Here is an 11,649-nt window from a genome sequence, read left to right as displayed (position 1 = left end):
TGCACGGCATTATGATTACCGTGCTGGGCGCCATGTTCAGCGCCGCGGAAGAGCGCAGCGATCGCATGTTCCTGACAATGATTCAGCGCCATCTGCAGCACTGCGTCGACCTCAATGCGGCCGAGCTCATCCCCTGAAAAAACGGCGGCGCCAGCTTTGTGGCGCCGCCCGCCCCGCACTAAAAAGTAAACCGCAAGCTCACATCCAACTGGCGCGGCGCAATCGCCTTGCCAAAATGCGCGCCCGACAAGGTCGGAATATCGCCGCTGCCTTCCAGCGCATGCTTGTCACCGGCATTGCGCAGAAAGGCCTGTACTGACCACTGCTCGTCGTCATCGCTCAAACGCATGCGCAAATTGTAGGTGCCGTACTCCGACTGAAAATCAATCGGGTCCTGGTCGGCCTGCAGAAATTTGTCGTCTTCGTAGAGCAGGTCAACCCCCACCAGTAAACCGATGGGCAAATCCCAGAGGTCGTGAAAGTAATTCAGGCTGAAATTGGCCTTCCACAGCGGCGCATTGGCCAATGGCCGACCAGTTAAATCGCAGGGCGTCTCCTCCCCGGCCGGGCAGGGGCCATTTTGATAATCAGTAAAGCTGGCGTCCAGATAGGCAACGGCCAAATTGCCAGAGATTCCCCAAGGGGTGACAAAGGCGGACTCCAATTCCGCGCCCTTGGAAATCGCCCCCGCCGCATTGGAAATACGGCTGACATTGCCCTCAAAGATAGTGAGCTGCAAGTCGTCAAACTCCGTGTAGAACGTCGCAAAATTAAGCGAGGCGGCGCCGTCAAACAAGCGGGTCTTTGCCCCCACCTCGTAGGTCAGCGAACCCTCCGGCTCAACTTCGGTAATTTCCGCACGCACCGCCGAGCCGCTGTAGCCGCCACTTTTAAAGCCCGCGGCCACACTGCCATAAAAAGTCAGGTCATCGGCCGGCATCCAGCTCAGCGACAGTTTAGGGCTAACATCTTCATCAACGCGTTTGTCGATTAAACGGTACTCTTCCGCCGTTACCAGCTGGGTAAACACCGGGCCATCGACATCGGTTCCGCCAGTGAACATTTGCAGCTGCTGATCGACATGCTTAATTTCTCGAGACACGCGAATACCGCCGGTCAGCGACCACGACGTATTAAAATGCCAACTGGCCTGTGCGTAAGCCGCAGTGCTGAAGTTCTGCTGATCGCCATCGATCAGCAGGCGCTCACCCGGGCCACCGCCCACCACCGAAGCCAACACCGGGTCTAGCGGCCCCACCGCCACCCCGGTCGCCGACAAACCGGTGAGCAAATCTTCCGGGCGCGGCGCGGCATCGATAATAACCTTGATTTGCGTATCGCTCTGCGCGGCATAGACACCGGCAACATAGTCAAACTTGCCATCCAGCATGCCCAGCGGTGAAACAATGCGCAGCTCGGTGCTCAACTGTTCATAATCCTCACCATTAAGGAAGTACAACAGCGGTATCGGCGAAAAGTCCAAATCGCTATTGGACTCCTCCTCCAGCGTGGTCAAGGCATTGATCCAGGAAAATTCATGCCCCCACAGCTGGGCGTTCAGGCGAATATCGAATTTATTACCGGTCTGGTAGGTTTCGGCCGGGTAGTCCTGGGAGCTGATTTCGTTAGACGGGTCCATTTCCACCCGCGGATCGTAAAACTGCATCAGCTGAAACTGTTCATCGCTTGCGGTTTGCACCTGAAAACTGCCGAGGCGGAACTCCTGATTGGTATCAGCTGCTGACACGGTCATATCCAGCCAATCGAGAATATCCCAGCGCAGCTGCAGGCGGGCGATCCGCGAATCGACACTGCCCTCATCGCGATTCAGGGTGGTGTTGTAGACGGCGCCATCGCGCTGGTTCACCATCCCAGAGGCGCGCAGCGCCAGACGGTCATTGAGTGGGACATTGGCCGTCACACTGTATTTTTCTAGATTTTCGTCACCGCCGATCGCCTCGCCAGAAAACTCCAGCTGCTGACTCGGCTGCTTAGAACGAATGCTGATTGCCCCCGAGATGGTGTTCTTGCCAAACAAGGTGCCCTGCGGGCCGCGCAGAATTTCCACGGACGCAACATCGAGAAAGGCGGCATCGAGAAACGCTAGGCGACCTAAGTACACGCCGTCGAGGAACAGGCCGGCGGACTGTTCAAAGCCCTTATCAAAGGGGGAGCCCAAACCGCGCACCTGCAAGCTGGTAAAAGGTGCGTGACTAAAAACACTGAGGTTGGGCGTATAATTGGAGATGTCTTCCATGTTGCCAATATTGGCATCGGCCATCATTTCCGCCGACATTGCCACCAGTGAAATGGGCACGTCTTGTAAGCTTTCCTCGCGCTTTTGCGCGGTGATAATCACTTCTTCAAGTACCGGCGCCCGCGCCAAACCCTCGCTGGCGACCAATGACAACAACAGTGCACAAACTCGCTTTTTCATAAACTCACTCCTAGCGGCCAGGCGCCTTGCAAATCCGCAAAACGCAGCTGGTCCCGCCCCCGCAGCGCGGCGGCAAAAGGATTTGTTTCCGACACCTTCCCTTGCAGAAACCCGGTATGGATTAAAACCTGCTTATTGGCGGGGCGGCCTCAGCAGCAACGAGGGCGTCGTCGCCTTGTAGCGCTCATAGTCTGGCTGACCGCCCCACTTTTCATCGGCGCGCTTTTCCAGCAGCGGCACGCCGCTGATGCGGGTCAACAGAATCACCACAAACAATGGCGAGATCATGGTCGCCCACTGCCAGCCCTGCAGGCTCGGCACCGCGACAATTGCCACCCCCAGCCACAGCAGAATTTCGCCGAAGTAATTGGGATGACGCGACCAGCGCCACAAGCCAATGTTGATGAACTTGCCGGCATTTTCGGGCTGGCGATTGAAGGCCGACTTCTGTGCGTCGGCCACGGCTTCCAAGCCCAGGCCCAACAGCCACAGCAGACCGCCGACCAGCGCCCAGGCATCCAGGCTGGGCGCTCGGGGACTGGTCATGGCGGCCAGCGCTGCCGCCAGCGTGACAAACACCCACAGCCCCTGCAGTGTCCAGGTCACCAAAAAGCGCGACCACGATGGCTTGATCTGATCAAAGCGGCCATCTTTGCCCGCCTGTTTAACCCGGCGAAACAAGAACGGACCCAGACGCAGCGCCCACAGCAGTACCATGGTCGCCAGTAGCAGCGCGCGCGGCGCCGCCTCGGCCAAGCTGCCACTACCGGCAAACAGCGCCAGTGCCACCACCGCGATATAGGTCATGCTGCCCGTCAGGTCGTAGTAGTGTTCGGTTTGATACACATACGAGGGGATATACACCAGCCACTGCACGCCGAAGGCCAGCGCGGCACAGCTCAGCATCAGCGGATAAGCACCCAGGCTGGCGCCGCCGGCACTGCCGCCCGCGAAGGCCAGCGCCAGCGCGATCAGCACACAAAGCGCGACGATTACTAAGGACAACAATATTCTCTTCACAGCGTTTCTCCTGTCGTTGCCAATAACTGCACGACGCAGCGAACCAGCTCATCGTGTAAACCATCACCAGCGCTCAAACGCAGCACCGCCGGATTGTTATAACCCTCAGCCAAAATCATCATCCCCCTCGCCATAGCGGCGGCCTCGCCCTCACGAAACACGCCGGCGGCCTGCCCCAAACGAATAAAGCGTTCGCAGTGACTAATCGCCAGCGCCTCACTGTGAGCGTAGATTTCCTCTATCGCCGGCGACAGTAGCGATCGCGCCTGGGCCGCGCGAAACAGCACACTGTTGGCCCGAAAAAACTGCACACATTTGCGCAGCCAGTCTTCGCCAAAACCGTGCAAGCCGCGCTCCAAGACCAGCTCAATACTGAGACCGCTTTCCACCATGCTCAGCAACTCGCTCATCAGCAGCGCAAACGCCGCGTCCAAAGCCTCGTCCTTGGATTCAAAATGGTTGTAGAAGGTCGCCGTAGAACTGCCCGCGCGACGCGTGACCGACTCAGCGCTGTAACTGCCAGTCGCCTGTAGCTCAGCGCGCAGGGCATTGAGCAATGCCAGGCGGGTGCGCTCGCTTTTACGAATGGGGCCACTCACCGCAACATCCCCACTAAGACTCGGCATATCACTATCATCCAAATACAGTTATTTTTATAAAACTAGACAACAACTATAGTTTCTTACATAAAAATAAATTGCAACCCTAATTTTGATCAGGCCACCAAAAAAAACCCGACAGCTCACGCCGTCGGGTTGATGTACGTACCTCGCCACTGGGTCGATCAGCGCAGCTAACCGCCCCCGCGGTGGCGCCGAAATATCGACAGTGCATTGCCGTAGGAGGAGGGATTGGCCAGCAGCAAGCCCTTTTCTGTGACCAGCACATCCCGCGGGTCGAACAGTGGCGGCCGGCCCATACGCAGCTGACTCGGGCTGTCGAAACTTTGCGCGGCGCTGCGACTCAGCAGCTCACCGCGATCACTGACCAGCGCGATCGCGCCCTCGCTAAAGAAGCTCAACAACAGCGCATCACCCGCCACGCTCAGGTCGTCGGGAATACTGTTGAATTCCAATAGCACTTCCGGCTCACTGGCTTGGCCATCAGCAGCAATTTCCACCCTCAGCAGCAGGCCGGGACTGGGCGGCAACAGCCGGCTGGCGCTAATAAACAGGCTGCGACCGCGTCGGGCAATGCCATTGGGCTGCAGCCCTGGCAGCGCCAACCAGTCGACTTGTTCCACAACCTGCATGGCATCCTCTGGGGCAAAACGCAGGCGCACGACTTTGGGGTCGGGCAGTCCCGCCACGGCGATCAGCGGCCCGTTCACCACATACAGTTCGCCGTCAGGACCGTCGCTAAGGCCGTTGGGCGAGGCCAGCCCCATCGCATGGATCAACGAAAATTCGGGCGCATCATTCAACTCCGCGGCCCACAGGCCGCCGTCGTCAAAGACATTGACATACAGCACATTGCCGCGCTGGGCGATGCCGCCAAAGCCACTGCCACCGGCAGTGCCCGCCGAACGCGGCTGTGCTACATAGCCACCGCTGGTGCTCAGCAGCTCGTAAATATTGTCATTGCCAGTGACAAACAGGCGGCCAGCGTCGGTGAAAAACAGGTTCTCAGCGCCGGGAATATCCACCAGTCGCTGCTTGCTGCCGCAGTCCGCACTGAGACAGCTGGCCGGCGCAGCAACACGGCCCGAGCCGCCGCCGTCGCCGTCGCCGTCGCCGTCGCCGTCGCCACCATTACAGGCCATCAACAACAGCACAGAGCCGACAATACCGAGCATTCCCCTCATCCGCCGCCCTCCCTATTCACGCTCTCGGCGGCCTGTAGCGCAAACTCCACCTCCCGGCGCTGCGCCGCATCACCGCAACTGCCGCACTGCACTTCCAACACCAGCGGCTTGCCACAGCGCTTATGCCGCAAGGTCATCACCTCGCCAGCCGGGCGCCAGTCGACGGCCCACTGGCGCAGTGCAATGATGATCGGATACAGCGACAAGCCCTTGGCACTGAGGCGATACTCGCTGCGCGGCGGTTTGTCTTGATAGTGATAGCGCTCGAATACACCGACCTCCGACAACAAATTCAACCGCGCCGTTAAAATATTCGAGGCGATGCCCAGCTGCCGCAAAAATCCGTCATAGCGCCGGGCGCCAAAAAACGCACAGATTAAAATCAACAGCGTCCAGCGGTCACCGATCAGGTCGCTAATGCCGGCCATGGTCAAGTCTTCATCGCCGCGAAACTGGCTGGCCCGCACCCGCCGCTGACGGCTCAGTGACTTGATTTCCGCCAACTGACTTTGAGAGTCCAGAGCGGTCTCCGGCAGATCGAGCTCACCCAGCGCAATCTCCTGCTGGCAATGACCGCAAACCGCAGAGGGTTTTAAAGCCTGGCCGCAGCGCTGGTGGATCAAGGTATAGGGCAGCGCCTCGCGGTATTCGCTGCCCCCCCATTCCAACTCCCACTGCCACGCCAACAGCGACACCGGAAACAACGCTACCCCCTTGTCGCTGAGGCGATACTCAAAGCGTGTCGCGCCCTCGCCATAGGCCTGTTTATAAAGCACCCCCTCATCAACCAGGGCATTCAAGCGACGACTCAGGGTCGCGCGACTGGCGCCGGTGTAGCGCCGAAACTCCTCAAAACGACGACGCCCCAGAAAGGCATCGCGCAGAATCAACAAAGACCAGCGATCACCGACAACATCCAGCCCCCTGGCAATGCTGCTGTTAACGATTAAGTGATTGATATCCATAGGCTCTCGGCTCTAACAAGCCGCTCAGTATAGAGACAAAGCGCGAGGCGAAACAGCCAATCGATATTGACAACAGACATTTTAGTCTCATAATGCAATTAACTAATTTGCCAGCCACAGGACACACACACCATGGCGATTACCTATAAAAACACCGTCAAACACAACCTCAAGCCCAGTATTCATCCCTATCTCAACGGCGCCTGGACCCCCAATTTCGACGAGGTGACCGCCACCGAACTGGAAGTGATTGGCCGCATTCCCGACGACATCGATGGCGTTTATATTCGCAACACCGAAAACCCGGTGATGGAGGCCATTGGCCACTACCACCCCTTCGACGGCGACGGCATGCTGCACGCCATGGTGTTTAAAGACGGCAAAGCCGAGTACCGCAACCGCTTTGTGCGCACCAAGGGCTTCGAAGCCGAGCAGGAAGCTGGCGAGGCCATATGGGCCGGCATTGCCAACAATCCCAAAATGTCCAAGCGCCCCGGCTGGGGCGCCCAGGGCGCCGTTAAAGATGCCTCGTCCACCGATGTGGTCGTCCACGCCGGGCAAGTGTTATCGACCTTCTGGCAGTGCGGCGACGGCTATCGCCTGGACCCTTTCACTCTGGAACAACGCGGCGCCGAGGGCTGGACACCGGTAGACGGTATTTCCGCCCACCCCAAAGTCGACGAGCGCAGCGGCGAGATGCTGTTTTTCAACTACTCTACCTACCCGCCCTACCAGCACTATGGCGTGGTGGATGGCAACAACAAGCTGGTTCACTACACCCCGCTGCCCACCCCCGGGCCGCGCCTGCCCCACGACATGGCCTTTACCGAGAACTACTCCATCCTCGCCGACCTGCCAATGTTCTGGAATCCCGAGCGCCTCAAAGAGGGTCGCTACCACGCCGAGTACCACCCGGAGATGCCCAGCCGTTTCGCGATTTTGCCGCGCTATGGCAGCGCCGACGACGTGCAGTGGTTTGAGGCTGCGCCCACCTATGTTTTGCACTGGATGAATGCCTACGAAGACGGCGACGAGATCGTGCTGGACGGGTATTTCCAAGACAACCCAGACCCCGAGCCCCTGCCCGGTCTGCCCCGCGCCGCTGGCAAAATGATGGCCAACATCGACCTCTGCTCACTGCAGAGCAAACTGCATCGCTGGCGCTTCAATCTTAAAACCGGCGAGGTCAGCGAGCAGCACCTGGACGAGCGCGTGCTGGAATTCGGCACCTTTAACCAGCGCTATGCCGGCATTAAATCGCGCTACCTCTACTCGGTGTGGAACCAGCCCGGTATGTTTCTATTCTCCGGCGTCGTCAAGCACGACCTGGAAACCGGCGAATCCTGGAGCCTGCCCTTTGGCGAGCAGCGCTATGGCAGCGAGGCCCCTTTCGCCCCCAGGGTCAACGCCAAGGATGAAGACGACGGCTATCTCGTCAGCTTTATCACCGACATGGAAGCGGACCGCTCAGAGTGTGTGCTGATCGACGCCAAGGACATCGAGGCCGGGCCGGTGTGTCGCATTATTCTGCCCCACCGCATCAGCAGCGGCACCCACGCCACCTGGGCCGACGGCCCCAGCACACGCGCATACCAAAAAACCTGAACCGCTGGTAGTCTGTAGGGCTACGCCGCCGCAAAGCGGCGGCAATCAGAAATAATAATAGCGGGGGAAAAAATATGGACGCATCTTTCTGGAACGGCCTGCGGGCACCGGGCATTCCCGACAGCGTCGACACAGACGCCTACAACAATGTGCTGGAAATTATCGAGCAGGCCTTTGCGCAATACGGCCCCCGGCGCGCCTTTACCGGTATTGGCCACACGCTGAGTTACGCCGACATCGACCGTCTGAGCGACCAATTCTGCCGCTATCTGCAACACCACACCACACTGCAGCCCGGCGATCGCATCGCCATTCAAATGGCCAACCTACTGCAATACCCAGTGGTGCTCTACGGCGCGCTGCGCGCCGGCCTGGTGATCGTTAACACCAACCCGCTGTACACCGCTCGCGAAATGCGCCACCAGTTTAAAGATGCCGGCGTTAAAGCGCTGGTGTTTATGAGTAACTTCGGCGACAGCGTTGCCGAAGTGATCGCCGACACCGACATCGAAACCGTTATTGTCACCAACCTCGGCGACCTGCTACCTACCGGTAAACGCCTGGCCTTTAACTTTATTGCCCGCCATGTCAAAAAAATGGTGCCGCCCTACCAACTGCCTCAGCAGATCGCGCTGCGCAAGGTGCTGGCCCTGGGCGGCAAGGCGCCGCCGCGCCAGCAGGTGACGCCGCAGCGCGACGACCTGGCGATGCTGCAATACACCGGAGGCACCACCGGCGTGGCCAAGGGCGCGATGCTCAGCCACGGCAACCTGATCGCCAATATGATGCAGATCAACGGCATCCTGGAGCAAACTCACGACGACGGCACGCCGCTGTTCGACCAGTCCGCCAGCGAAAACATTGTCGCCCCGCTGCCGCTCTATCATATTTACGCCTTCTCCATGCACCTGATGTCGGCCGCCTACAACGGCCAGCACAATATCCTGATCGCCAACCCACGCGATGCCGGTATGTTTATCCGCGCCCTCAAGCCCTGGCAGATCAATGTTTTTGTCGGCTTAAACACCCTGTTTGTGTCGCTGCTTAAGCACCCCGAATTTCAAAAGCTAGACTTCAGCGGTCTAAAAGCCACCAATTCTGGCGGCACCGCCCTGGCTACCGACACCGCCGCGCGCTGGCGTCAGCTCACCGGCTGCGGCATCGCCGAGGGCTACGGCCTCACCGAGTGCTCACCCGTGGTTTGCGCCAGTGGCGCAGGTGCGCATATCAATCCTGAATCCGTCGGCCTGCCGGTGCCCAACACCGCACTGAAAACCATCGACAGCGACGGCAATGAGCTGCCCTTGGGCCAGCCCGGCGAACTTTGCGTAAAAGGCCCCCAGGTGATGCAAGGCTACTGGCAACGTCCCGACGCCACCGCCGAAGTCATCGACAAGGACGGCTGGTTCCACACCGGCGACATCGCCACCATTGATGACAAAGGCGTGGTGCGCATTGTCGACCGCCTCAAGGATATGGTGCTGGTGTCCGGCTTCAATGTTTTCCCCAACGAAATTGAAAACGTCGTGCTGGAACACCCGCAGGTCGAATACGCCGCCGCCATCGGCGTGAAAGATGAAAAAACCGGCGAAGCGGTAAAACTCTTCGTGGTGCCGGCCGACCCGGCGCTGACCAAAGAGTCGCTCTTGGCTCACTGCCGCGAGCAACTGACCGCCTATAAAATCCCCAAATACATTGAGTTTCGCGACGAACTGCCGATGACCCCGGTCGGCAAGGTCTTGCGCAAAGAACTGCGCAACGAAGCCCAAGCAGTTGAGGCCTAGCACCATGACCAGTCCGCGCATCTACATTCTCGGCGGCCACCAAAGCGACTTCGCCGACAACGTTTATCGTCGCGGCGGCGATGTCGCCAGCCTGTTTATCGACACGGTGCGCAGTGGCCTGCAGAGCAGCCAATTGGATGCCAGCGACATCGAGGTGGGCCACGTCGGCAACTTTGTATCCGCGCTGTTTACCGGCCAGGCACAACTGGGCGGCTTCTTCGGCCATGTCGACCCGGCCATGCGCTACCTGCCCGCCTCCAGCCACGAGGCCGCCTGCGCCTCGGGGTCAATGGCGCTGCTGGCGGCGATGGCCGACCTGCAGGCCGGCCGCTATCAGCTGGCCTGCGTGCTGGGGCTGGAGATTATGCGCAATGTGCCCGGCGACGACGCCGCCAACAATTTGCGGCCCGCCGCCTGGGCCGAGCGCGAATGGCAAAACACCCCCTATGTCTGGCCCTGCGCCTTCGACAATTTAATCGATGAATACCAGCGCCGTTACGGCCTGGACAAGGCCCACCTCTACGCCATCGCCGAGCAAAACTTTAACAGCGCCAAACGCAATCCCAACGCCCAGAGTCGCAACTGGCAGTTCAACGCGCGCAGCTTCAGCGACGACAACGACGCCAACCCGGTCATCAGCGGCAATATTCGCCGCCAGGACTGCGGCCAAATAAGCGACGGCGCTGCCGTGGTGTTTTTGGCCACCGCGGCGCGCGCCCGGGAATACGCCAAGGCCCGCAATATCAGCGTCGACAGCCTGCCCTATATCGACGGCTGGGGACATATCAACGCCCCGATCTCTATCGAGGAGAAGCTGCGCATCAGCGCCGATCAGCCGACGGTCTTCCCGCATATTCAACGCCTTTTTCAGCAAACCCTGGCGCGCGCTGGCAAGCGTGAGATAAGCGAGGTGGACGGCCTGGAGGTGCACGACTGCTTCAGCATTACCGAGTATATGATCCTCGACCACTGCGGACTCTACCCCGCCGGCGAGGCCTGGCGCGCCATTGAAAATGGCGACATCGCCCCGGGCGGCAAACTACCGGTCAACATGAGTGGCGGCCTGATCGGCCTCGGTCACCCAGTGGGCGCCACCGGCGTGCGCATGGCATTGGACGCCTACAAACAGGTCAGCGGCCGGGCCGGCGACTACCAGATCGACAATGCCCGCAGTATTATGACCTTTAACCTCGGCGGCAGCGCCACCACCTGCGCCAGCCTGATCGTCAGCCGCGAGGCCTAGCCGCTAACATATTGAGCGCCACCAGAGGCTTTGTTATAGTTAGCGCCCTCGCCGCAGCCGGCGAATTCAGCGCAGTTCGGAATGTAGCTCAGCTTGGTAGAGCACTGCCTTCGGGAGGCAGGGGTCGGAGGTTCGAATCCTCTCATTCCGACCAAAAACAATTCCGCCGCTGTCCTATAGCATCCCTAAGCCCCTGTTTAACAGGGGTTTTTTGTTTATACTTCGTCCATGTTTGTCCGGCAAAATCCTATAGCATACCCCTGATTTTGGGGGTAATTATGGGGGTATGTGGTGTTTGTGAAAGCCAGGTACCCCCGCCCGTGGCGTGGAGAAGACTGATGCCCCTTACTGCAGTGGAAGTGTCTCAGGCGAAACCCAAAGAAAAGCTCTATAAGCTATTCGACGGCGGTGGTTGATATCTCCTTGTAAATCCCAACGGCACGAAATACTGGCGCTACAAGTACCGCTTCGCAGGCAAGGAGAAGAACCTGGCGTTGGGGGTCTATCCCGATGTCTCGCTGAAGCTCGCGCGCCAGAAGCACTTAGAGGCTCGTGACAAGCTGGCAAAGGGGATAGACCCTGGTGAAGTGCGGAAAGTGGAGCGGCTCACGCGCCACATCGCCGCGGCGGAAAGTTTTGAAGCCATTGGGCGAGAGTGGTTTAACCAGCACATGGGCGAAAAATCTGAAAGCTACCGCGAACGCACCGGGCGAATTTTGGAAAAAGACCTTTACCCCTACATTGGAAGTCGGCCGATTGCGTCGATTATGGCGCCGGAACTGCTGTCGGTG

At 59.2% G+C, this 11,649-nt stretch carries 8 protein-coding genes, 1 tRNA gene and 2 pseudogenes; 6 read left to right on the top strand and 5 right to left on the bottom strand.

Going from position 1 to position 11,649, the window contains the following annotated elements:
- Nucleotides 1–178: 178 nt before the first annotated feature.
- From ABYM29_RS12465 to ABYM29_RS12445, 5 genes are all read right to left on the bottom strand, one after another.
- Nucleotides 179–2,437: a TonB-dependent receptor gene (locus ABYM29_RS12465; protein ID WP_372865095.1), complete on the bottom strand. Its 2,259-nt coding sequence runs from the start codon at nucleotides 2,435–2,437 to the stop codon at nucleotides 179–181.
- Nucleotides 2,438–2,569: 132 nt separating this feature from the next.
- A complete protein-coding gene (locus tag ABYM29_RS12460) occupies nucleotides 2,570–3,457 on the bottom strand; it encodes a DUF1295 domain-containing protein (protein ID WP_372865094.1) in 888 nt (295 codons plus the stop codon).
- The gene (locus tag ABYM29_RS12455) at nucleotides 3,454–4,083 is read right to left on the bottom strand and encodes a TetR/AcrR family transcriptional regulator (protein ID WP_372865093.1); all 630 of its coding nucleotides are present in this window, start codon (nucleotides 4,081–4,083) and stop codon (nucleotides 3,454–3,456) included. The genes ABYM29_RS12460 and ABYM29_RS12455 overlap by 4 nt, the downstream gene beginning before the upstream one ends.
- A 167-nt stretch (nucleotides 4,084–4,250) precedes the next feature.
- Complete coding sequence (locus ABYM29_RS12450; protein WP_372865092.1) at nucleotides 4,251–5,261, bottom strand: hypothetical protein; 1,011 nt, start codon at nucleotides 5,259–5,261, stop codon at nucleotides 4,251–4,253.
- Nucleotides 5,258–6,226 (bottom strand): winged helix-turn-helix transcriptional regulator, encoded by a 969-nt coding sequence (locus tag ABYM29_RS12445; RefSeq protein WP_372865091.1) that lies wholly within the window; start codon nucleotides 6,224–6,226, stop codon nucleotides 5,258–5,260. The genes ABYM29_RS12450 and ABYM29_RS12445 overlap by 4 nt, the downstream gene beginning before the upstream one ends.
- A 132-nt stretch (nucleotides 6,227–6,358) precedes the next feature.
- Between ABYM29_RS12445 and ABYM29_RS12440 the strand changes: the two genes are divergently transcribed.
- The 6 genes and pseudogenes from ABYM29_RS12440 to ABYM29_RS12415 all read left to right on the top strand — a co-directional run.
- Entirely contained in the window at nucleotides 6,359–7,831 is a 1,473-nt protein-coding gene (locus ABYM29_RS12440) for a carotenoid oxygenase family protein (RefSeq protein ID WP_372865090.1), read from the top strand.
- A gap of 74 nt (nucleotides 7,832–7,905) precedes the next feature.
- On the top strand, nucleotides 7,906–9,615 hold the full coding sequence (locus tag ABYM29_RS12435) for an AMP-binding protein (RefSeq protein WP_372865088.1): 1,710 nt from the start codon (nucleotides 7,906–7,908) through the stop codon (nucleotides 9,613–9,615).
- 4 nt (nucleotides 9,616–9,619) lie between these two features.
- Nucleotides 9,620–10,858 (top strand): acetyl-CoA acetyltransferase, encoded by a 1,239-nt coding sequence (locus ABYM29_RS12430; protein WP_372865087.1) that lies wholly within the window; start codon nucleotides 9,620–9,622, stop codon nucleotides 10,856–10,858.
- A gap of 77 nt (nucleotides 10,859–10,935) precedes the next feature.
- Nucleotides 10,936–11,012 (top strand) — tRNA-Pro (locus tag ABYM29_RS12425).
- Nucleotides 11,013–11,286: 274 nt separating this feature from the next.
- Nucleotides 11,287–11,442: pseudogene (locus tag ABYM29_RS12420) on the top strand (Arm DNA-binding domain-containing protein); the annotation flags it as partial.
- 3 nt (nucleotides 11,443–11,445) lie between these two features.
- A pseudogene (locus ABYM29_RS12415) lies at nucleotides 11,446–11,649 on the top strand (hypothetical protein); the annotation flags it as partial.

The organism is Spongiibacter sp. (genome assembly GCF_041602295.1).
Classification (GTDB): domain Bacteria; phylum Pseudomonadota; class Gammaproteobacteria; order Pseudomonadales; family Spongiibacteraceae; genus Spongiibacter.
The sequence above is the reverse complement of the archived record's forward strand: the minus strand, read 5'-3'. Positions and strand labels throughout refer to the sequence as shown.